At 73.1% G+C, this 21,596-nt stretch carries 17 protein-coding genes, 3 tRNA genes and 1 pseudogene; 14 read left to right on the top strand and 7 right to left on the bottom strand.

What is annotated here, in order from left to right:
* The first annotated feature begins 8 nt into the window (after window positions 1–8).
* Complete coding sequence (locus tag ACGFYU_RS25580) at window positions 9–623, top strand: hypothetical protein (protein WP_393829648.1); 615 nt, start codon at window positions 9–11, stop codon at window positions 621–623.
* Window positions 616–1,278 carry a class F sortase gene (locus ACGFYU_RS25585; protein ID WP_393829649.1) on the top strand — a complete coding sequence of 221 codons (663 nt, stop codon included), beginning with the start codon at window positions 616–618 and terminating at the stop codon, window positions 1,276–1,278. Before ACGFYU_RS25580 ends, ACGFYU_RS25585 begins: the two co-directional genes overlap by 8 nt.
* 78 nt (window positions 1,279–1,356) lie before the next feature.
* Here the strand turns inward: ACGFYU_RS25585 and ACGFYU_RS25590 are convergent.
* Window positions 1,357–1,430: transfer RNA gene (locus ACGFYU_RS25590), tRNA-Lys, on the bottom strand.
* 215 nt (window positions 1,431–1,645) lie between these two features.
* Between ACGFYU_RS25590 and ACGFYU_RS25595 the strand changes: the two genes are divergently transcribed.
* The 7 genes from ACGFYU_RS25595 to ACGFYU_RS25625 all read left to right on the top strand — a co-directional run bounded on the left by ACGFYU_RS25595 (window position 1,646) and on the right by ACGFYU_RS25625 (window position 10,127).
* Window positions 1,646–3,007: a peptidoglycan-binding protein gene (locus ACGFYU_RS25595; RefSeq protein ID WP_393829700.1), complete on the top strand. Its 1,362-nt coding sequence runs from the start codon at window positions 1,646–1,648 to the stop codon at window positions 3,005–3,007.
* Window positions 3,004–5,115, top strand: a complete 2,112-nt coding sequence (locus ACGFYU_RS25600) for an SPFH domain-containing protein (RefSeq protein ID WP_393829650.1) — start codon at window positions 3,004–3,006, stop codon at window positions 5,113–5,115. The genes ACGFYU_RS25595 and ACGFYU_RS25600 overlap by 4 nt, the downstream gene beginning before the upstream one ends.
* A gap of 193 nt (window positions 5,116–5,308) precedes the next feature.
* Complete coding sequence (locus ACGFYU_RS25605) at window positions 5,309–5,902, top strand: lytic polysaccharide monooxygenase (RefSeq protein WP_393829701.1); 594 nt, start codon at window positions 5,309–5,311, stop codon at window positions 5,900–5,902.
* 26 nt (window positions 5,903–5,928) lie between these two features.
* Window positions 5,929–7,599 carry an AMP-binding protein gene (locus tag ACGFYU_RS25610; protein ID WP_393829651.1) on the top strand — a complete coding sequence of 557 codons (1,671 nt, stop codon included), beginning with the start codon at window positions 5,929–5,931 and terminating at the stop codon, window positions 7,597–7,599.
* A gap of 481 nt (window positions 7,600–8,080) precedes the next feature.
* The gene (locus ACGFYU_RS25615; RefSeq protein ID WP_393829652.1) at window positions 8,081–9,367 is read left to right on the top strand and encodes a sensor histidine kinase; all 1,287 of its coding nucleotides are present in this window, start codon (window positions 8,081–8,083) and stop codon (window positions 9,365–9,367) included.
* Window positions 9,349–10,005 (top strand): LuxR C-terminal-related transcriptional regulator, encoded by a 657-nt coding sequence (locus ACGFYU_RS25620; protein ID WP_393829653.1) that lies wholly within the window; start codon window positions 9,349–9,351, stop codon window positions 10,003–10,005. Before ACGFYU_RS25615 ends, ACGFYU_RS25620 begins: the two co-directional genes overlap by 19 nt.
* A gap of 48 nt (window positions 10,006–10,053) precedes the next feature.
* Window positions 10,054–10,127 (top strand) — tRNA-Lys (locus ACGFYU_RS25625).
* Window positions 10,128–10,209: 82 nt separating this feature from the next.
* Here the strand turns inward: ACGFYU_RS25625 and ACGFYU_RS25630 are convergent.
* Window positions 10,210–10,968: an IclR family transcriptional regulator gene (locus tag ACGFYU_RS25630; protein ID WP_393829654.1), complete on the bottom strand. Its 759-nt coding sequence runs from the start codon at window positions 10,966–10,968 to the stop codon at window positions 10,210–10,212.
* A gap of 229 nt (window positions 10,969–11,197) precedes the next feature.
* On the opposite strand from ACGFYU_RS25630, the gene ACGFYU_RS25635 reads away from it, so the two are divergent.
* Together ACGFYU_RS25635 and ACGFYU_RS25640 are read left to right on the top strand one after the other, a co-directional pair.
* Window positions 11,198–12,310: an LLM class flavin-dependent oxidoreductase gene (locus ACGFYU_RS25635; RefSeq protein WP_393829655.1), complete on the top strand. Its 1,113-nt coding sequence runs from the start codon at window positions 11,198–11,200 to the stop codon at window positions 12,308–12,310.
* Window positions 12,311–12,565: 255 nt separating this feature from the next.
* Window positions 12,566–14,263, top strand: coding sequence for a glycosyl hydrolase family 18 protein (locus ACGFYU_RS25640; protein ID WP_393829656.1), 1,698 nt, complete (start codon window positions 12,566–12,568; stop codon window positions 14,261–14,263).
* A gap of 77 nt (window positions 14,264–14,340) precedes the next feature.
* Here the strand turns inward: ACGFYU_RS25640 and ACGFYU_RS25645 are convergent, their stop codons facing one another.
* The gene (locus tag ACGFYU_RS25645) at window positions 14,341–16,224 is read right to left on the bottom strand and encodes a putative bifunctional diguanylate cyclase/phosphodiesterase (protein WP_393829657.1); all 1,884 of its coding nucleotides are present in this window, start codon (window positions 16,222–16,224) and stop codon (window positions 14,341–14,343) included.
* Window positions 16,225–16,571: 347 nt separating this feature from the next.
* Here ACGFYU_RS25645 and ACGFYU_RS25650 point away from each other — a divergent pair, with 347 nt between their 5' ends.
* Window positions 16,572–17,807, top strand: coding sequence for a M6 family metalloprotease domain-containing protein (locus ACGFYU_RS25650; RefSeq protein ID WP_393829658.1), 1,236 nt, complete (start codon window positions 16,572–16,574; stop codon window positions 17,805–17,807).
* Between the two features lie 61 nt (window positions 17,808–17,868).
* On the opposite strand, the gene ACGFYU_RS25655 is transcribed toward ACGFYU_RS25650, so the two are convergent.
* The 3 genes and pseudogenes from ACGFYU_RS25655 to ACGFYU_RS25665 form a co-directional block, all read right to left on the bottom strand.
* A tRNA-Lys gene (locus ACGFYU_RS25655) sits at window positions 17,869–17,942 on the bottom strand.
* Window positions 17,933–18,509: pseudogene (locus tag ACGFYU_RS25660) on the bottom strand (bifunctional DNA primase/polymerase). The gene ACGFYU_RS25655 and the pseudogene ACGFYU_RS25660 overlap by 10 nt, the downstream one beginning before the upstream one ends.
* A gap of 235 nt (window positions 18,510–18,744) precedes the next feature.
* Window positions 18,745–19,092 (bottom strand): hypothetical protein, encoded by a 348-nt coding sequence (locus tag ACGFYU_RS25665; RefSeq protein ID WP_393829659.1) that lies wholly within the window; start codon window positions 19,090–19,092, stop codon window positions 18,745–18,747.
* A gap of 98 nt (window positions 19,093–19,190) precedes the next feature.
* On the opposite strand from ACGFYU_RS25665, the gene ACGFYU_RS25670 reads away from it, so the two are divergent.
* A complete protein-coding gene (locus ACGFYU_RS25670; protein ID WP_393829660.1) occupies window positions 19,191–20,447 on the top strand; it encodes a M20 family metallopeptidase in 1,257 nt (418 codons plus the stop codon).
* Here the strand turns inward: ACGFYU_RS25670 and ACGFYU_RS25675 are convergent.
* Window positions 20,437–21,045: an NADPH-dependent FMN reductase gene (locus ACGFYU_RS25675; RefSeq protein WP_393829661.1), complete on the bottom strand. Its 609-nt coding sequence runs from the start codon at window positions 21,043–21,045 to the stop codon at window positions 20,437–20,439. The two genes, ACGFYU_RS25670 and ACGFYU_RS25675, sit on opposite strands and share 11 nt — an antisense overlap.
* A gap of 72 nt (window positions 21,046–21,117) precedes the next feature.
* Here ACGFYU_RS25675 and ACGFYU_RS25680 point away from each other — a divergent pair, with 72 nt between their 5' ends.
* Window positions 21,118–21,591, top strand: a complete 474-nt coding sequence (locus tag ACGFYU_RS25680) for a MarR family winged helix-turn-helix transcriptional regulator (protein WP_393829662.1) — start codon at window positions 21,118–21,120, stop codon at window positions 21,589–21,591.
* Window positions 21,592–21,596 lie beyond the last annotated feature (5 nt).

Genomic DNA, 21,596 nt, shown 5'->3' on the forward strand with positions numbered 1-21,596 from the left:
GGTTCACCATGCGCAGTGTTCTGATCGCGCTCCGTGTCACCGGGGTGGCCGTCGCCCTGACGGCCGCGACCGCCGTGACCGCGCCCACCGCCCTCGCGGGGGAGGACGACCGCTGGGGGAGCGGCGGCGACCGAGGCAGCGTCTCGGTCGATCCGGACCCGGCCCACCCGGGGGCGCAGGTCAAACTGCGCGTCCAGGGCTGTGACGGCACGAGGGGCGAGGCCAAGTCCTCCGTCTTCGTGACGGACGTCGACCTGTTCGGCCGCGACGGCGGCCGCAGCCCGCTGTACGGCGACGCGGTGATCAGGTCGCACGCCCAGCCGGGCCGCCACTCCATCCGGGTGACCTGCGACGGCCACGACAAGCTCAGCGGCACCATCGAGATCGGCCAGTACCGCCCGACCCACCACGCCTCGCCGGTCTGGCCGGTCCACGCGGGCGGCGGCGGCATGGCCACCGAGATCGAGGAGACCTCCCGGCTGGCCGCCGCGGCCAAGAAGGACCACGGGGGCGACGGCCCGGGGCTGCCGCACACGGTGATCGGCGCCGTGCTGGCCGCCGCCGCGACCCTGGCCGTCGCGGGCCGGGCGCTGACCCTGCGCCGCCGCCGCAACGGTGACTGAGGGCAAGGCCTCCGGCGGCGGCCGGCTGCTGACCTTCGCCGCCTGGTCGGTGCTGGTGCTGGGCCTGTGGCTCTGGGGCCGCCAGATCACCGGGGTCCCGGCCCCGGTCGCCGGCCAGGCCGGCGGGGCGGCGGCCGTCCCCGGCTTGCCGGCCGCGCACGCGCCCCTCGCCGGATCCCTGCCCCAGCGCGTCGACGTGCCCTCCATAGGCATCCAGGCCCCGGTGATCTCCCGGGGCCTGGACGCCGACGGTGCGATCGAGCCGCCCCCGTACGGCAGCCCCGGCACCGTGGGCTGGTGGGGCGACGGCACCCGGCCGGGCGCCGCGGGGGCCGCGCTGATGGTCGGGCACGTGGACACCAAGTCGAAGCCGGCGGTGTTCTACGGGCTGAGCTCGGCGCATCCGGGTGACAAGGTGCGGGTGGTGCGCGCGGACGGCTCGGTCGCCGAGTTCACCATCGAGGACGTACGGGTCTACGAGCGGGCCGGCTTCGACCCGCACAAGGCGTACGGCCAGCGGGTCGAGGGCCGCGCCGAGCTGCGGCTGGTGACCTGCGGGGGCTCCTACGACAAGACGGCCAAGGAGTACACGGCGAACGTGGTGGTCTCCGCCTATCTGACGGGCGTGGGAGTCCGCCCGGGGACGGCGGCTTAGCCCGCCGTTCGGAGGAAACGTTCGGGGGGAACGAGGAAGCCCCTCGCAGCTTTCGCTGCGAGGGGCTTCCTCCGTCTGTGCGCCGCCAGGGACTCGAACCCCGGACCCGCTGATTAAGAGTCAGCTGCTCTAACCAACTGAGCTAGCGGCGCTTGCTGACAGGGAAAACTCTACCCCACCTCCGCGGGTGCTCGTGACCAGCCACGCCCGCCTTGTCCGATTAACCCATGTTTGAGGGGTTTATCGTGCACGATATGTCTGGCCGCGCAACATCTGACGCCCCGCCAGGTGCTGTCGTGGCCGACCAGTGGACGAGCAGGGGAGTGGACGGAACCGCATGACGATGCAGCCGCCGACGCATGTGCAGATGCCGATGCCCGCCTTCGAGGAGTACGAGCCCGCGGGCGACTGCGTGTGCCGGGGTTGCGCCCAGCGGCGCCGCTCCCTCGCCCGCGCGCGGGCCATACCGCTCCGGGACGGGGGCCATCCCGCCGCGCGCGGGGCCCGCCGGGCGCTGGTGCTGGCCACCGCCGCCGGAGTGGTCCTGGGCGGTGGCAGCGGAGCCGCGGCGGTGGTGACCACTCCGGTCCCCGGCGGCGGTCCGGTGGCCCTGGACGACCCCGGCTCCCCGCAGGGCGGGCGCGGTCCGCTGCACGGGCCGACGAAGGGCCCGGTCGGCAAGCCGGGGGCGCCGGCCGGCGTGAAGCGGATCGACCGGACGACGATCATCAACCGGGCGAAGCTGTGGCTGGACGCGAAGGTCCCGTACAGCATGTCCGACTACTGGACGGACGGGTACCGGCAGGACTGCTCGGGCTACGTCTCCATGGCCTGGAACCTCGGGACGAACGAGTGGACCGGCAGCCTGGACAAGTTCGCCACCAAGATCACCAAGGCGGAGCTGCTGCCGGGGGACATGCTGCTCTTCCACAACCCGGCCGACCCGAACAACGGCTCGCACGTCGTCCTCTTCGGTGGCTGGGTCGACGAGACGCAGACGCACTACATCGCCTACGAGCAGACGCGGCCCACGACGAGGAAGCTGGCCACGCCCTACGGCTACTGGAGCAACGGGACCAAGTACGTCCCGTACCGGTTCAACGGGGTCACGGGCGGGATCGTGCCCGTGCCTGTGCCCGTGCCCGTGCCGGAGGACCCGGCGGGGGGCGGTTCGAAGCCGGGGGAGCCGGCGGCTCCGGCCGCCTTCCCGGGCGCCGCGAAGTTCGGCCCGGGGCAGACCAACGACTCCGTCGCGCAGCTGGGCCGGATGCTGATCGAGCGCGGCGCGTACCGGTTCTACCCGAAGGGGGTGGCCGACCGGACGTGGAGCGAGCACGACCGGCTGGCCACCCAGGCCTTCCAGGCCGCGCAGGGCTGGACGGGCGCGGACGCCGACGGCATCCCGGGCACGCACACCTGGCGGCTGCTCGTGGAGCGGCAGGGCAGGGACATCCCGCCGACGGTGGAGGGCGCGCCGGGTCCGGGCGGCGTACGGGCCTACCCCGGGTCCGCGGTGTTCCGGCCGGGCCGGTCGCACGAGGCCATCGCCGCCCTGGGGCGGCAGCTGGTGAAGAAGGGCTTCGGCAAGTACTACACGTCCGGGCCGGGCTCCCGCTGGGGCGAGGCCGACCGCCGCAACGTCGAGGCCTTCCAGCGGGCGCAGGGCTGGCGCGGGGCCGCGGCCGACGGCTATCCGGGCCCGGAAACGTGGCGACGGCTGTTCGCATGACGGAGGTAACGATGTACCCCACCCGCACCACCACGACGACGGGCACCCTCCGGGTACCACCCCCGCCCCCCACCCACCCGACCCGAGCCGAGGCCCCGGCGACCCCCACGCCCCCGCACCCGTCCCGGGCCTCGGCCCCGACCTCGGCGGGCTCCGCGTCTCCGGGCGTGCAAGGGACTGCGCCTCCGGCGAGCCCGGCACCCGCGGCCGCGCAGCCGGCCACCGCCTCGGCCCCGACCACGTCGGGGTTCGCGTCTCCGCGTGCGTACTCGCATCCGGCCCCCGCGGAGCCCGCGCCCGCGCACGCCTACCCGGCCTGGGCTGTGGAGCCGGCCGCGCCGGACTTCGTGTCTCCGCGTCCGCACCGGGCCGCCGAGGCGGAGCCGGCACCCGTACCCGCCTACCCGGTCGGGGCCGCGGAGCCGGCCGCCGGCCCGGCCCCGGCCTCGGCCGACTTCGGGGTTCCGCGTCCGCACCCGGTTCATGCCGCGGACCGGGCGGAGGCGCACTCGTGGGGCGTCGGCGCGCCTCGGGAGGCGGTCGAGTCGGGCGGTGCGTTCGCGGCCGCGTCAGAGCCGACGGCCTCGGCCGAGACCTCGATCGGCTGGGCCACCGCGCCGACCGCCCTCCTGGTGGAGGCGGAGCCCGCCGCCGATGGCCCGCCGGCGCCGGTGGGGTTCGAGCTGCCCACGGCCCGGGTCCAGGCCGACTCCGAGCCCGTGCACCCGTACGCGGAGACGGCGGCCCGCACCCCGGTGGACACCCTGAGCCTGCGGACCGACGACGGGGAGCCCGCGATCCCGCACCCGCAGGACCCCGAGCCCGCCCGCCCGGAGCCCGCCCCCGAGCCCTGGCCGGACCTGGAATTCGACCGCGAGTCCGACCCCGAGCCCGACCTCGCCGTCGGCGCGGCGGAGGAGCAGGGCCCCGCCCCCGAGCCCCCGCAGGACTCCGGCGTGCCCGGCCCCGGCGTGGTCGAGATCGTCGCCCGTGCCGTGGCCCGCGGGCTGGTGCAGCGGCAGTCGGCGGCGGAGGAGGAGGACGACACGCAGGACATCCCCCGCGTCGGCCCCCACCGCGGCACCGCCGTCACCGAGGTGCCGGTGCACCTGCCGTTCCGCGGCGAGCCCAAGCCGCTGCCGGCGCCCCCAGGTCCCGCCACCCGCCCCGCCCCGTCCACCCCGCGCCCGGCCCCCGGCCGCCGCGTCCCGCCCGGCGACGAGCGGCTCCGGGAGCACCGCGGCCCGGTCCTGCCCGGCTGGATCGGCGTCGGCGTCGGCGGCCTCGCCCTCGCCGGCTGCGCGGCCGTGCTCTGGCGGGCCGGCGCCGTCCCCGCCACCGTCGTGGCCGCCTTCGGCGCGACCCCCCGCGCCTACCAGGGCCTGCGCGCCACCCACTGGCCCCCGCTCGCCTTCCTCGGCATCGTGGCGCTGCTCGCCCTCGGCGGCCTCGGCCGCGCCCGCGCCGGCCACGCCTGGGTGCTCACCCTCTTCGGCCGCTACCGCGGCACGGTCCGCCGTACCGGCCTGACCTGGGTCAGCCCCCTCCTGCTGCGCCGCCGCGTCGACGTACGCCTGCGGCACTGGCGCAGCGACCCCATGCCCGCCGTGGACTCCGGCGGCCTCGCCCTCCAGGTCGTCGTCCAGGTCGTCTGGCAGGTCAAGGACACCGCCCGGGCCACCCTCGCCGTCGCGGACCACGTCGACTACCTGGCCGAGCAGGTCGAATCGGCCATGGCCCGCGTCCTGTCCCAGCTCCCCGCCGACGCCTTCCACGAGGACGCCCCGACCCTGCGCGACGCCGAGGCCGTCGGCGACGCGCTGACCCGGATGCTGGCGGCGGAGACCGAGGCCGTCGGTATCGAGGTGTTCTCGGCCCAGCCGACCCGGATCGAGTACGCGGCCGAGGTCGCCGAGGCCATGCGCCGCCGCCGGGTCGCCGCGATCGACGCCAAGCACCGCGACACCGTACTGAGTTCGGTCGTGGACGCCGTCGACGACACCGTCCACCGGCTGACCTCGCGCGGGCTCGTCGAGCTCGACGACTACGAGCGCAAGGCCCTGGTGAAGGACCTCACGGTCGCCTTCTACACGGGGCGCGCCGAGTAGCGGCGGGCAGGGCGGGGCAGTCGCGCGAACCGCGGGAACGGGTGGCCGGAACGGACCGGACCACCCGTTCCCCCTTTGGTATGGACACGGACAACTCCCGTCAATAATCTGGGACTTGGTCTAGACCTGAATGACAGTGCGCGCACTCCCCGAACTCCCCCCACGTTCAAGGAGCATCATGCGTAGCCTCCGCATGCCCGGACGAGCCGGCGCCGCCCTGCTCGGTCTCGGCCTCATCGCCGGCGTATCCGTCCTCAGCGCCCCCACCGCGAGCAGCCACGGATACACCGACACCCCCATCAGCCGCCAGAAGCTCTGCGCCAACAAGACCGTCGCCGACTGCGGCGCCATCCAGTGGGAGCCGCAGAGCGTCGAGGGCTACAAGGGCTTCCCGGCCGCCGGCCCCGCCGACGGCAAGATATGTTCCGGCGGCCTGTCGCAGTTCGCCGAGCTCGACGACCCGCGCGGCGGCGCCTGGCCCACCACCAAGGTGACCAGCGGCCAGAGCTACGGCTTCCGGTGGCAGTTCACCGCCAACCACTCCACCACCGACTTCAAGTACTACGTCACCAAGAACGGCTGGACCGGGACCAAGGCCCTCACCCGCGCCGACCTCGACCCACAGCCCTTCCTCACCGTCGCCTACAACGGCGCCCGCCCCGCCATGACCACCGTCCACCAGGGCTCCATGCCGGCCGGGAAGTCCGGCCGCCACATGATCCTGGCCGTCTGGACCGTCAACGACACCCCGATGGCCTTCTACGCCTGCTCCGACGTTCAATTCTGACGCAACGTCAGATACCCTCCGGCGGCATGCGGACGACGACTGCACCCGAAACCGTCGCGGAGCTCATAGCGCGCCAATGGGGCGACCACCGGCCCGGGCTGAAACACGAAGGCGGTGTCCTCACCCACCACCGGACCGCCCAGGAGGCCGCCGCGCGCGCCGCGCTCCTCGTCGACCTCATGCCTCCGGGGGCCGAACCCCACCTCGGGGTGCTCCTGGACAACACCCCCGAGTTCCCCTTCTGGCTCGGCGCGGCGGCCCTCGCGGGGGCCGCCGTCGCCGGGATCAACCCCACCCGGCGCGGCCCCGAGCTGGCGCGCGACATCCTGCACACCGACTGCCGCCTCCTGATCACCGAGCGCGCCCACCTGCCGCTGCTGCGCGGCCTCGACCTGCCGGGCGTACGCATCCTGGTCACCGACACCGAGGAGTACGCGGCCCTCCTCGCCCCCTACGCGGCCGCCAAGCCGGGCGAGGCGACGCTGGGATCCCCCGGCCCGGCCTCGCGGCTCCTCCTCTACTTCACCTCCGGCTCCACCGGCGCCCCCAAGGCCGCCATCTGCACCCAGGGCCGGCTGGCGGCGGCCGGCTCCGCGCTGGCCCGGCAGTTCTCCGTCGCCCCGGACGACGTCCACTACGTCTGCATGCCGCTCTTCCACGGCAACGCCGTCATCGCGGACTGGCTCCCGGCCCTGGTCGGCGGGGCCGCGGTGGCACTGCGGCGGCGGTTCTCGGCCTCCGGGTTCCTGGACGACGTACGGGCGTACGGGGCCACGTACTTCACCTACGTCGGGCGGGCGATCCAATACCTCCTGGCCACGCCGCCGCGTCCGGACGACCGTACGCACTCCCTGCGGCTCGGCTTCGGCACCGAGGCCGGGGCTGTGGACGCGGCCCGCTTCACCGAGCGGTTCGGGGTCCGGCTGGTGGAGGGCTACGGAGCCACCGAGGGCGGGGCCTCGGTCCAGCGCACCGCGGACACCCCGCCGGGCGCCCTGGGCCGGGCGGGCGCGGGGGACGACCTGGCGGTGATCGACCCGGAGACGGGCGCGGAATGCCCGCCCGCCGTGCTCGACGCGGAGGGCCGGCTGCTGAACGGCTCGTCGTCCATCGGCGAACTGGTCAACCGGGGCCGCAGCCTTTTCGAGGGCTACTGGCGCAACCCCGACGCGGAGGCCGCCCGCACCCGGGAGGGCTGGTACTGGACCGGCGACCTCTTCTTCCGGGACGCGGCGGGCTTCCTGTACTTCGCGGGCCGTACGGACGACCGGCTCCGGGTGGACAGCGAGAACCTCGCCGCGGCGGTGATCGAGAACATCCTGGCCCGCTGGTCCGAGGCGGCGGCCGTCGCGGTCTACGCGGTGCCGGACGAGGTGGCGGGCGACCAGGTGATGGCGGCCCTCGCCCTCCGGGAGGGGGCGGTGTTCTCGGGGGTGGCATTCGAGGCCTTCCTCGCCTCCCAGCCCGACCTCGGCACCAAGATGCCCCCGCGCTACGTCCGCATAGTCCCGGAGATGCCGACCACGGCGACGAACAAGGTCCACCGGGTGGCCCTCCGCCGCGAGGCCTTCCTCTGCGAGGACCCGATCTGGCACCGCTCCCCGTCCGGGGCCTACCGCAGGCTGGACGCCACCGCGCGGTCCGCCCTGCTCACCTCCTACGCCACCCATGGCCGAGCACACCTCCTGACCCACTAGCCGGACTCCGCCCCGAGGCCGCCGCCCCGGGCGGATTGGCAGCAGCCAAATCCAGCCCCGCCGGCGTTTGAGGCGCGCGGTCTGGGGCGGAGCCCCAGGTCTTGGACGGGTCCGGGCGGAGCCCGGGGAACGGTGGAAGGGCGGGTAGGGGACCGCTCCGCTCAGCGCCCCCACGCCCCCGGGCAGCGGCATCTCCCGCCCCGCGGGGCAAGGACTTGCCCCGCACGGGTAGGGGACCGCTCAGCGCCCCCACGCCCCCGGGCAGCGGCATCTCCCGCCCCGCGGGGCAGGGACTTGCCCCGCACGGGTAGGGGCAGGCCCGCACGGGTAGGGGACCGCTCAGCGCACCCACGCCCCCGGGCAGCGGCATCTCCCGCCCCGCAGGGCAGGGACTTGCCCCGCACGGGTAGGGGCAGGCATACCCCCCGGACACCCCCTGGGCCCATGGCCGCCCCGCCCGCCGCGCGGCTAGCGTTCCCGCATGGACGATGCCCGCACCCCCTGGCAGGCCCTGCCCCGCCCCCGTTACCTCCGCTCCGCATGGCCCTGGCGCGCCGCCGGGTACCTCGCCGCGAGCGCCCTCACCGGCATCCCCGTCCTGCTCGCCATCCTCCTGCTCGCCGGCTTCGGCGCAGCCCTCGGCCCCGTGCTCATCGGCCTGCCCCTCCTCGCCGCCCTCGGCCTCGTCGGCCTCCCCACCGGCGCCGTCGAGCGCCGCCGGCTGCGGCTCGTCGACACCGAGCCCGCGCCCGCCCCGCACCGCACCCCCACCGAGCCCGGCCTCGCGGCCTGGGCCCGGCTGCGCTACCGGGAACAGGCCACCTGGCGCGAGCTCGGCTACGCCGTCCTGCACGGCTTCCTCCTCTGGTGGGTGGACCTCACCGTCCTCGCCGCCTTCCTCGGCCTGCCGCTGCTCCTCCTCGCCACCCCGCTCCAGCTCGCCCTCGCCGCCGACCACGAGGTCAAGGTGGTCAAGCTCTGGCTGGTCACCGCCTACCCCGCCGCCTTCGCGTGCGCCGCCGCCGGGGCCCTGCTCCTCCCCGCCCTCCTCTACCCCCTCTCCGCCTACGCCGGCGCCCGCGCGGCCCTCACCCGCGCCCTCCTCGCCCCCCGCGACCGCGAGCTCCGCGGTCGCCTGGACGAGGTCACCCGCTCCCGGGCCCGCCTCGTCGACGCCTTCGAGGCCGAGCGCCGCCGCATCGAGCGCGACCTCCACGACGGCGCCCAGCAGCGGCTCGTCGCCCTCACCATGACCCTCGGCCTCGCCCGCCTCGACGCACCCCCGGGCCCGCTCGCCGACCAGCTGGCCGCCGCCCACGAGGAGGCCGGCCGGGTCCTCACCGAGCTGCGCGAGCTGATCCACGGCATCCACCCCCAGGTCCTCACCGACTACGGGCTCACCGGCGCCCTCGCCGACATCGCCGAGCGCTCGGCCCTCCCCGTGGACACCGACGCCATCGACCCCGGCCTGCCCCGCCTGCCCGAGTCCGTAGAGGCCGCCGCCTACTTCGGCGTCTGCGAGGCCCTGGCCAACATCGGCAAGCACAGCGGCGCCGCCCGCGCCTCCGTCGCCGCCCGGCACACCGGCGCCGCGCTGCTGATCGACGTACGGGACGACGGCCGCGGCGGCGCCGATCCGGCCGCCGGCTCCGGCCTGACCGGACTCGCCGACCGGATCGCGGTCCTCGATGGCACACTGACGATCACCAGCCCGCCCGGCGGGCCGACCGTCCTGAGCTTGGAGATCCCGTGCCCGGTGAGCCCCTGAGAATCGTCCTCGCCGAGGACGGAGTGCTGCTGCGCGAAGGGCTCGTCGGCCTGCTGACGCGTTTCGGCCACCACGTGGCGGCCGCCGTCGGGGACGCGGACGGGCTCCGTACCGCCGTCGCCGCGCACGATCCGGACATCGTCGTCACCGACGTACGGATGCCCCCGGGCTTCACCGACGAAGGGCTGCGCGCCGCCGTCGAGCTCCGGGCCGCCCGCCCCACCCTGCCGGTGCTGGTGCTCAGCCAGTACGTGCAGCGCGCGTACGCCTCCGACCTGCTGGACTCGGGCGACGGCAGCGGCGTGGGCTACCTGCTCAAGGACCGCGTCGGGCAGGTGGAGCAGTTCCTCGACGCGGTGGTCACGGTGGCCGGCGGCGGCACGGTGGTCGACCCGGAGGTCGTGCGCCAGCTCCTGCGCCGGCGCCGCGACCCCCTCTCGGCGCTGACCCCGCGCGAGCGCGAGGTGCTGGGCCTGGTCGCGGAGGGGAAGTCCAACGGGGCCATCGCCCGGGAGCTGGTGGTGTCCGAGGCGGCCGTCGGCAAGCACATCGGGAACATCCTGGGGAAGCTGGACCTGCCGCCCGCCGAAGAGACCCACCGCCGGGTCCTGGCGGTCCTCGCGTACCTCCGGGGGTAATGGTTTTGAGCACCCCCGAGGACCAGGTAGTATTTTCTCTGTCAGCAGGCGCCGCTAGCTCAGTTGGTTAGAGCAGCTGACTCTTAATCAGCGGGTCCGGGGTTCGAGTCCCTGGCGGCGCACCTGTCCTTCGGGCGGTTTCCGGTTCACCGGGAACCGCCCGAAGTGTTTTCCGGGCCGTTGCCTCCTGGAGCTGCTCCGCCCCTAGAGCGTGAGCGACAGCAGCAGCGGTGCGGCCTTCCGGTTCAGGGTGTCGGCCGCGGCCCGCAGCCGGTGCGCGTGCTCGACGGGCATCGAGAGCGCCAGGCAGCCCACCGAGGCCCCGGCCGTGATCGGGACGGCCGCGCAGACCGTGCCCACGGCGTACTCCTGGAGGTCCAGCACCGGCACGGTGGCCGGCTGGGCGTCCAGCTTGGAGAAGAGGATCCGCTCGTTCACGATCGTCTTCGAGGTGAGCCGGGCGATCTTGTGGCGGGACAGGTGGTCGCGCCGCCCGTTCAGGTCGAGCTGCGTCAGCAGGCACTTGCCGACCGCACTGGCGTGCGCGGCGGAGCGGAAGTCGACCCACTCGTGCACCTTGGGGGTGCGCGGGCTGTCCGCGAACTGTGTGATCCTGACCTCGCCGTCCACGTACCGGCTGATGTAGACGGCCGCGCCCACGGTGTCCCGCAGCCGATCGAGGGTGTCCTGGAGCTTGTCGGTCAGGGCTTGCTGCCGGTCGACGCCGGAGCCGAGCAGGACGAGGGAATCCCCTATGGCGTAGGCGCCGTCGGACACCTGCAGGACATATCCCTCCCGGCGCAGCATGAGCAGCATCGGAGCGAGATGGACTGCGGGCAGGCCGGTCTCACGCGCGATCTGCACGTCGGTCACACCACCGGTGTGCCGTGCGATCGTTTCGAGTACGCGTAGTGCGTACTGCACCGAGTGGAACGGCGCGGTCGGCTCGGGCTTCAGCGCCACGGTTTCCCCCTAGCAGGTTGTTACCGCTTGCCCTACCACGATAGCCATCAAGAGGCCCATGTGGAGCGCCTGTTGAGGAGATTGATGGCTCAATCACGTCAGTCTGCCTGGACCTACTCCGCTGGCATATGCCATGGTCACGCGCGCTGTCCCGGTGCGCCGGGAATGCCCGGGCTCCACCCACGGTTCGAAGTCTTCGTACGGACGTGAAACCGAAACGGGAGCGACGATGAGTGACACCGGGGACGGGCAGCGGCAGGAGAGCGCAGACGGGATCCGCGGCACCGCGAGGGGCCGGGCACCCGTACCGCTCTCGGTCCTCGACCTCGTCACCGTGGGCGCCGGCAGCACCGCCCACGCCTCCCTGCGCACCAGCGTGGAGATAGCCCGGCTCGCCGAGTCCCGCGGCTTCCACCGCCACTGGGTGGCCGAGCACCACTCCATGCCCGGGGTCGCCAGCTCCTCCCCGGCCGTGATCCTCGCCCACCTCGCCGCGCACACCTCCCGCATCCGGCTCGGGTCGGGCGGGGTCATGCTGCCCAACCACGCCCCGCTGGCCATCGCCGAGCAGTTCGGCACCCTGGAGGCGCTCGCCCCGGGGCGGATCGACCTCGGGCTCGGCCGGGCCCCCGGCACCGACGGGCGCACGGCGGCCGCGCTGCGCGGGCCCGGACGGCTGGACGAGTCCGCGGAGGCCTTCCCCCGGCAGCTCGCGGAGCTCACCCGCTTCCTCGACGACGACTTCCCCGACGGCCACCCGTACGCCCGCGTGCACGCCGTACCGGGTCCGGTGCAGGGCCCGGCCGGGCGGCCGCCGCTGTGGCTGCTCGGCTCCTCCGGCTTCAGCGCCCGCCTCGCCGGCGAGCTCGGCCTGCCCTTCGCCTACGCCCACCACTTCTCGGCGGCCGGCACCCTGCCCGCGCTCGACCTCTACCGGCAGAGCTTCCGCCCCTCGGCCGTCCTGGACGCCCCGTACGCCCTCATCGGGGTCGCGGCGCTCGCCGCGGACACCGACGGGCAGGCCCGCGCCCAGGTGCTCACGGGCGCGCTGTCGATGCTGCGGCTGCGCAGCGGGCGGCCCGGGCTGGTCCCGACGCCCGAGGAAGCGGCTTCGTACGCCTTCTCCCCGCTGGAGCGGGAGTTCGTGGACGGCTGGCTCGCGAACATCGTCCACGGCACCGCCGACGAGGTGCGCACCGGACTCGACGACCTCGCCAAGCGGACGGGCGCGGACGAGCTGATGCTGACCGCCAACGCCCACAGCGGAGCCGCCCGGTTGCACTCCTACGGTCTCGTCGCAGATGCGTACGGCCTGCCGGTGGAGGCACCCGCGGCCGGTTGACCGTATGCGAACGGGGTTCGGCTGGTTTGTTGCCGAAACCTTGCGCAAAGATGGCTCAAGGGAGCCTTAAACCGCTCGTCACCCGGGGTGGCGGGCGGTTTCTGATGTGCGCTCAGGTCTCTGACGAGGGCATTTGTGCCGAGAGTGGTCTAGTCCTTCTTTGGTCCAAACCATTGACTGGGGGTGGCGGTGATCGCTATCACTTCTCCCACCCGGACTTCTTGCTCTCCCCTCCCACCCCACCGGAGGCAGTTCATGCACATCCGTAAACCCCTCATCGCGGCCGCCGCCACCGCCGCGCTGGCAGCCGGGGCGCTCGCCTCCGTCGCGGGGCTCGGCACCGCCCAGGCCGCGGACGCCTCGGCGACCGCCGCGGCCGGCGGCGTCCGTATCGCCTACTACGACCAGTGGAGCGTGTACGGGAACGCCTTCTACCCCAAGCACCTCGACACGCGTGGCATAGCGGGCAAGCTGGACGTCATCAATTACTCGTTCGGCAACATCCACCCCACCAACCTCACCTGTTTCGAGGCGAACAAGGCGGCGGGCGACGACAACAACCCCAACGCCGGTGACGGCGCGGGTGACTCGTACGCCGACTACCAGAAGTCCTTCAGCGCGGCCGACAGCGTCAGCGGGGTCGCCGACAAGTGGGACCAGCCGATCGTCGGCGTCTTCAACCAGTTCAAGCAGCTCAAGGCCAAGTACCCGCACCTGAAGATCAACATCTCGCTGGGCGGCTGGACCTACTCGAAGTACTTCAGCGACGCGGCGAAGACCGACGCCTCCCGCAAGAAGCTCGTGTCCTCCTGCATCGACCAGTACATCAAGGGCAACCTGCCGGTCGAGGGCGGATACGGCGGCGCGGGCAGCGCGGCCGGCATCTTCGACGGCATCGACATCGACTGGGAGTACCCGGGCTCGGACGGCGGCCACCTGGGCAACCACTACGCCCCCGAGGACAAGCAGAACTTCACGCTCCTGCTCAAGGAGTTCCGCGAGCAGCTCGACGCCTACGGCCAGGCCAACGGCGGCAAGAAGTACCTGCTGACCTCGGCCCTCCCGGCCGGCCAGGACAAGATCAAGTACATCGAGACGGACAAGATCGGCGCGTACCTCGACTACGCGAACATCATGACGTACGACATGCACGGCGCCTGGGACGGCGACGGGCCGACGTACCACCAGTCCCCGCTCCAGCCCTCGGCGGCCGACCCGACGGACGTGATCAAGCCGGGCGCCGAGAAGTACAGCATCAAGAACGCGATCGACTCCTGGATCGACGGCAACGCGGCCTACGGCATCGCGGGCAAGTTCCCCGCCAACAAGCTGACCCTGGGCTACGAGTTCTACTACCGCGGCTGGAAGGGCGTCCCGGCGGGCACCGCCAACGGCCTCGCCCAGACCGCCACCGGCGCCTCGGGCGCCCGGCCCACCAGCCAGCAGGCCGGCATCGCGATGTACAAGGAGCTCGGCGGGATCGTCGACAACCCGGCGACGACCTTCTGGGACGACCAGGCCAAGGCCTCGTACTTCTACAAGGACGGCGAGTTCTTCACCGGCCTGAACCAGAAGTCCATCCAGGCCCGGGTCGACTACGGCAAGCAGCGCGGCCTGGCCGGCGCGATGATGTACTCCCTGCTCGGCCTGGACAACAACACCACGCTGCTGAACCAGATCTCGGACGCCCTCGGCGGAACCACGCAGCCGCCGGTCACCACGCCTCCGACGACCACTCCGCCGACCACGACGCCCCCGACCACCACGCCGCCGACGACCCAGCCGCCCACCGGCTGCGGTTCGACCCCGGCGTACGTCGCGGGCACGATCTACACGGCCGGCAACGAGGTCTCCCACAACGGGCACAAGTGGAAGGCCCAGTGGTGGACGCAGAACGAGACGCCGGGGACCACCGGTGAATGGGGTGTCTGGAAGGACCTCGGCGCCTGCTGATCTCCCCCCACCCCGCGCCGAGCGCCGGCCGCCCCCGCCCTCTCCTCAGAGGCCGGGGGCGGCCGTGTGTACCCCTGCTAGACCAGGGGATGCGGGGCCGGCCCGTCCTGTTCGGCGGCGGCCTCCGCGGCCGCCGCCGCGATCTGGCGGGCGATCATGCCGGCGATCGCGTCCGGGGCCACCGCGCGGGAGTACAGCCAGCCCTGTCCGGTGTCGCAGCCGACGCGGCGCAGCCGGGCCGCCTGGCCGGCGGTCTCCACGCATTCCGCGGTGACGGTGAGGCCGAGCCGGTGCGCGAGCTGGACCAGCGCCTCGACGATGGTCTCGTCCGCCGGGTTCGGGTGCGTGCCCTCCTCGTAGCGGAAGCCCCGCACGAAGGAGCCGTCCAGCTTCAGCACCGAGACCGGCAGCCGGCTGAGGTAGGCGAGGTTCGAGTACCCGGTGCCGAAATCGTCGATCGCGATCCGCACGCCCATGTCGCTCAGCGCCTGCAGGGCCTGGAGCGGCCGGCCCGCCGAGCCCATCACCGCCGACTCGGTCAGCTCCAGCTGGAGCAGCTGCGGCGCCAGCCCCGTCTCGGCGAGGATCTCCGCGACATCGCCCACCAGGTCCGAGTCCCACACCTGCCGCACCGCGACGTTGACGGACACGAAGACCGGGGAGTCGCTGGGCTGCTCGATCTGCCAGCGCCGCGCCTGCCGGCAGGCCGTGCGCAGCACCCACTGCCCCAACTGGACGATGGAGCCGTCCTCTTCGGCGATCCCGATGAACCGATTCGGCGTCAACGTGCCGAACTGCGGGTGGTTCCAGCGCACCAGCGCCTCGACCCCGCGCACGGCTCCGCTCTCCAGGTCCACCAGCGGCTGGTACTCCAGCTCGAACTCCCCGCGGTCCACGGCCGGCCGCAGCGAGGAGGACAGCGCCTGGCGGGTCATGCGGTGCGCGTTGCGCTCCGGGTCGAAGAGGGTCCAGCGCGCCTTGCCGTCCGCCTTGGCCCAGTACAGGGTCGTGTCGGCGGCCTGCATCAGACAGGTCGCGGAGGTCCCGGCCACGGCCCGCTCCACCACCCCGATCGAGGCGGAGACCGACAACCGCTGCCCGGCCAGGTCGAACGGTTCCTGTACGGAGGCCAGTACGCTCCGCGCCAGGTCGGCGAGCTGCTCGGTGCCGGTGGAGTCCTCGACCAGCAGGGCGAACTCGTCGCCGCCGAGCCGGGCCACCAGGTGCCCGCCGGTGCGCCCGTATCCGGACTGGTCGGCGCACTGGGTCAGCCGGGCCGCGACGGCGGCCAGCAGCCGGTCGCCGACCCGGTGCCCGAGGGTGTCGTTGACCGCCTTGAACCCGTCGAGGTCCAGGTAGCACAGCCCGATCCGCCCGGTACCGCCGCCGTGGTCGTACGAGGAAGCCTCCAGGGCGGCGGAGAGCCGCTCGAAGAACAGCGCCCGATTGGGCAGCCGGGTCACCGGGTCGTGCATCTGGAGGTGGCGCAGCCGCGCCTGGAGGTCGCGCCGGTCGCTGATGTCGGCGACGGACAGCAGGACTTCGCCGGTCCCGGGCACCGGCCCCAGGGTCACCTCCGTCCACAGCGAGTGCCCGTCGGGGTGTTTGAGGCGTCGGGTGCAGCGCAGCCGGGCCTGGCGCCCGCGCAGCACCTCCTGGTATGCGGCCCAGGTCCGGGCCTCCGCGGCCAGGTCCACCAGGTCGGCGGCGCACCGGTGGACCAGTGCGTGCGGCTCGGTGCCCAGCAGTCCGGCGAACGCCTGGTTGGCCGCGACGACATAGCCGTCGCGGTCGACGACGGCCATGGCGAGGTGGGCCGCGTTGAAGGCGGCTTTGTAGTCGCGCAGATCGGACTCGGCGCGCGTCAGTGCTGCCGCCGCCGACACTGCTGCGTGACGCTCCGTAATGGCCGATCGGATGCTGTCGGCCGCCGAACCGGTTCCCTCTGAGGTTCCGCTCACCGTTGGCTCCCGCAGTGCTCGTGAGTGTCCGTGCAGGAAAGTCGCCCGATCATAGAGGCTGCCGGGAGGCCCTATCCAGCGGCGTCGCCGCGCGGGACGCGGGAGTTCGGCGTGATGACGCATCGCCGGTCCAAGATCGCGTGATCGTTTCTGCGCGGCTGTGAGCACGCGAAGACCCCTGCTGATCTCGGGTGATCGGTCGTGACGTTCTGTAGGCAAGCGCGTGAAGTCCGGGGGTCACCGGCTTGCCGTACCCCTCACTCGTGTGGGGCAGCGGAACAGGGCATTAGTAAGACAATCGCCCCAAGGTGGATGAACAGGTACGAAATCCACCACCGGAGGTCGATGTGCCGCGACAGCAGACACCCGGGGGAGTGGAACGCTCCCGCCTCCGGAGTACGGCGGCCGCGCTCACTTCCCTGACGGCGCTCGCCGCCATGTCGCTCGTCGCGGGGCCCGCGGTGGCCGTCTCCGGAGCCGGACCGTGCGCGCTGACGCGCACCGAGGCCCACCACTCCCTGGGTCTCGACACCTGGAACGGCGCCTACCCGAGGCCCGAGCGCACCCTCGACGCGGTCATGGTCTTCCTCTCCTTCCCGGACCACCGCACCGCCCTCACGCCCGCGGAGATCGCGGGCGACTACTTCCCCGCCACCAGCGACTTCTTCGAGCGGGCCTCGTACGGGCGGTTCCGCCTGGTCCCGCACCCGCAGAAGCAGTGGATCCGGATGCCCAAGCCGTCCACCGCCTACGGGATACAGCGCGACTGGGCCCCCGAGGACCGGGCGGCGTACCTGCGGGACGCGGTCACCACCGCCGACGCCGCGGTGGACTTCAGCCGGTACGACGTCGTCTACTTCGTCGCCGACCCGGACGCGCCCGGCGTGGACTCCGACGCCACGAAGGTCGTCAACTTCGACCGCCCGATCCGCGCCGACGGCACCGACCTGCGGCGGATCGTCACCGTCTTCGAGCGGCACCCGCCGGACCGGAACGTGCTCGCCCACGAGACCGGGCACGTCTTCGACCTGCCCGACCTCTACCACCGGCCGACGGACGGCAAGGGCGACTGGGACACGTACGTCGGCGACTGGGACGTCATGGGCAGCCAGTTCGGGATGTCCCCGGACCTCTTCGCCTGGCACAAGTGGAAGCTCGGCTGGCTCGACCCGGGCCAGGTGGACTGCGTGCAGTCCGGCTCCTCGCTGCACACGCTCCAGCCGCTCGCCCAGAGCCCGCCGAACGGCGGCACGGGCGGGACCCGGCTCGCCGTGATCCGTACGGGTCCGGGCAGCGCGATCGCAGTCGAGGCGCGGGGCTCGGCCGGCAACGACGGGGACACCTGCACGGAGGGGGTCCTGGTCTACCGGGTGCGCAACGAGGCGGCCTCGGGCGGCGGTCCGATCGAGGTCCTGGACGCCCACCCGTCGACGGAGGCCTGCTGGGACCGCTCGGTGTACCCGCCGCTCGCGGACGCGCCGCTGGAGGTGGGCCAGACCTTCACGGTGCCGGGGGAGCGGATCACGATCGAGGTGGCGGACCGGACCCCGTCGGGCGCGTACACGGTGAAGATCACGACGTGAGGCCGGTGCCGGACGACGAAGAAGGCCCCCACTCTGACGAGCGGAGGCCTTCTTCCGTCTGTGCGCCGCCAGGGACTCGAACCCCGGACCCGCTGATTAAGAGTCAGCTGCTCTAACCAACTGAGCTAGCGGCGCTTGCTGACGAGGTAGACATTAGCATCCCGATCGGCGGAACGAAAAATCGATATCCGCAGCTCGGGCAGCACGGACGAACGCCCACAGGAGCGCCTCGGGTCCGGGCAGCCACGGCAGGCGGGCATCGGGGGCCACCAGCCAGCGGGACGCCCCCTGGGTGCCGGCCAGTGGCGGCACGGTGACGGCGTCGCCGAGCCCGTGGCACAGGGGCGCCGGGGCGGTACGGGAACCTCCCCACTCCTCCCACGCCAGCAAGGCGGGGAGCCGGTGGGCGGTGCCGGTGGCGGCGAAGAGCAGCATCCGGCCGCGGTGCACGGCCACCGGACCGGAACCGGGGCCTTCGGCCCAGAGCAGGTCCAGCAGGCGCCGCCCGAGGACGAGCGGGACGTTGACGACGTCGAAGGCGCCCCCGCAGGGCAGCACGGCGAGCGAGGTCGGCTGCGCCTGCCACAGCGCGAGGGTCCGCTCCGGATGCGCGGAGGCGGAGGCGAGCCAGGCGGCGCCCTGCGCGGTGACGTGGGTGGCGGGCGCGGTGCGCACATCGAGGGCGGGGCAGGTCGGCGTCATACATCCAGGTCTACCTGGCGTAACGTTCCGGTTTCCAGGAGTTACCGGAAACCGGGACAGGGCGGGCGTTGCTGGGGTATGTTGCGCCCCGCATATGCCAGTCCGCTGCGCTTGGCCGCGGCAGTCCCGGGCAGTGGCCCGGGGGCCACCTTGGGCCTCCGCCCCCGACCCCGCGCCTCAAACGCGGCGGGGCCGGATTCGGCTCGCGCCGTCCGCTTGGCGAAGCCGGATTGGGCTAGTCGGCGTCCGGGCCCGGGCCGCGCTGGAGGGACTCGCCGAATTCGATCATCTTGCGGGCGTAGTCCTCGGTCCATTCCGCCCGCTCGGCGATCACCCCCGGCGACAGCCGGTCGAACCGCCGGGGATCCGCCAGCTGCGCCGCCGCCAGCGCCTGGTACTCCATCGCCCGCTCCTGCGCCGCCCGGAAGGCGAGCGTCAGCTCGGTCGCCCTGGCCAGCAGTTCTCCCGGGTCCTCGATCGACTCCAGATCGAAGAAGTGCTCCGGGTCCGTGGCGGCCTCCGACGGCTCGAAGAGCAGCGGCGCGGGCCGCGGCTTCCGCTCGGTCCGCTTCGGCTCTGCCATGCCTGTCCTCCTGCTGCTGCGCGTGCGAAATGCTTCCGGGCCACCGTCCATTGTCCAACGCCGCGCAAGACCGCACACCGATCGGCTAGAACACCCGTATGACCGATGAGGTGCACGAGGAGATCGACCGGCTCAGTGGCGAGGGAGTCGCGCAGGTGATCGGCTGGCGCCGCCATCTGCACCGGAATCCCGAGCTCCCCAACCGCGAGGTCGCCACCGCCCGGCTCGTGGCCGAGCGGCTGCGCGCGTTCGGGCTCGACGAGGTGCGGACCGGCATCGCCGGGCACGGAGTGGTCGGGGTCCTGCGCGGCGGCCTGCCGGGGGAGCGGGTGGCCGCGCTGCGGGCCGACATGGACGCCCTTCCGGTCCCCGACCGCTGCGGCGCGGACTTCGCCGCCCCCGGCCCGGCTTCGCACGCCTGTGGCCACGACTGCCACACCGCGATGCTGCTCGGGGCCGCGCGCGTCCTGGCCGCCGTACGGGACCGGCTCCCCGGCACCGTGCTGTTCGTGTTCCAGCCCGCCGAGGAGGGCCCTCCCGTCGGCGAGGACGGCGGGGCCCGGCTGATGGTCGCCGAGGGGGCCTTCGCCGATCCGGTGCCGACCATGGCCTTCGGGATGCACGTCACCCCGCACCCCAAGGGCTTCGTCGGCTGGAAGGCCGGCCCCATGTACGGGGCCTCCTGCCTGGTCCGCATCGTGTTGACCGGCCGTCAGTCGCACGCCTCCTCCCCCTGGCAGGGCGTGGACCCGATGCCCGCCGCCGGTGCGCTGCTGACGGGCATCGGCCAGCTGTACCGCCAGATGTCCGCCTTCGCGCCGCTGACCGTTTCCATCGGGCACGTCGAGGACGTCGGCCGCTACAACGTCATCGGCGAGACGGTCACCCTGTGGGGCACCGTCCGCTGTGCCGAGGAGCGGGACATGCCCGAGGTCAAGCGCCGCCTGACGGTGCTCGCCGAGCACACGGCCCAGGCGTACGGCTGCACCGCGGAGGTCGGGCTGCTCCAGGACGTGCCCGCCGTGCACAACGACCCCGCCTGGGTGGCGGCCGCGCTGCCCACCCTGCGCCGGGTCGCGGGTGCGGAGCGGGTCGTGGAGGTCGGCGGCACCCTCGGCTACGACGACGTCTCGGAGCTGGTGGGCCGCTTCGGCGGGCTGTACGTGATGCTCGGGGTCCAGGACACCGCCCTGGACCCGGCGACCGGCGGGCCCGTCGCGGTCCCGGGCGGGCGGGGCCTCGTCGGCAATCACCATCCCGCCTTCTACGCCGACGACGACACGCTGGTCACCGGCGTACGGCTGCACGCGCATGCCGCGTACGACCACCTGGCGGGGCGCCTCCTCAGGCCGTGACGGCCTCCGCGGCGCGCGCCGCGGCCAGCTCCGCCACGTCGTCCAGGACGCCGGCCAGCTCGCCAGCGAGCCCTTCGGGGGCGCGGAACCCCTCGGGCCCGACCAGCCCGTTGACGAACGGGATCGCGACGGACCGCGCGGCGGGCCGCATGCCGATCGTGGTGAGCACCGGCAGCAGCATCGCGGTGGCCGGGGCGCCGCCCGACGGGCCCCCGCTGTAGCCGACGAGGCCGACCGCCTTGTCCTTCCACTCGTTGTAGAGGAAGTCGATGGCGTTCTTGAAGGGGGCGGTGAAGCCGCCGTTGTACATCGGCATGACGAAGAGGAAGGCCTCCGCGGAGTCGACCAGGGCGCTCCAGTCTCGGGTGTGCTGGTGGGCGTAGACGCCGCTGGAGGCGTACTCGGGCTCGTCGAGGAAGGGCAGCGCGAGGGTGCCGAGGTCGATGTGGGTGACCTCGAAGCCGCCCCGTGCGCGGGCCTGGTCGGCGACCCATCCGGAGATCGGGCGGGCGTGGGAGGTGGGGCGGACGGAGGCGGAGATGACGTGGAGGCGGGTCATGGTGGCGAGCTCCCCGGGTGTGTTTGGTTGACGTGTCACCTATAAAACCGTGAAGTGTGTGACGTGTCAACCATGTAGGTGATGTGTCACCGATCTCGCTAGAGTGGACCCATGACCGCAGCCGAGCCCCGCTGGCTCACCGAGCCCGAACAAGCCGCCTGGTACGCCTGGCGCCGTATGTTTCCGCTGGTCAACGCGGGGATCGCACGCGACCTCAACCAGGACAGCGGCCTCTCGGAGGCCGACTACGACGTCCTGTCGGTGCTCGGCTCCACGGACGGCCACCGCATGCGCATCAGCGCCCTGGCCGCCCTCATGCAGTGGTCGCGCAGCCGGCTGTCCCACCAGCTCACCCGCATGGAACAGCGCGGCATCGTCCGCCGCGAGGACGTCGCCGAGGACGGCCGCGGAGCGGAGGTGGTCCTCACCGAGGCCGGCGTGGACATGATCATGGCGGCGGCCCCGCTCCACGTGGAGTCCGTACGCCGCCACCTGATCGACCTCCTCACGCCGGAGCAGCTGCGCACGATGGCCGAGGTGGGCGAGACCCTCCGCATCCGCATGGGCATCGCCCGCAAGCGGTAGCGAAC

Origin of the sequence: Streptomyces sp. NPDC048337 (genome assembly GCF_043201175.1) — a bacterium.
GTDB lineage: Bacteria > Actinomycetota > Actinomycetes > Streptomycetales > Streptomycetaceae > Streptomyces.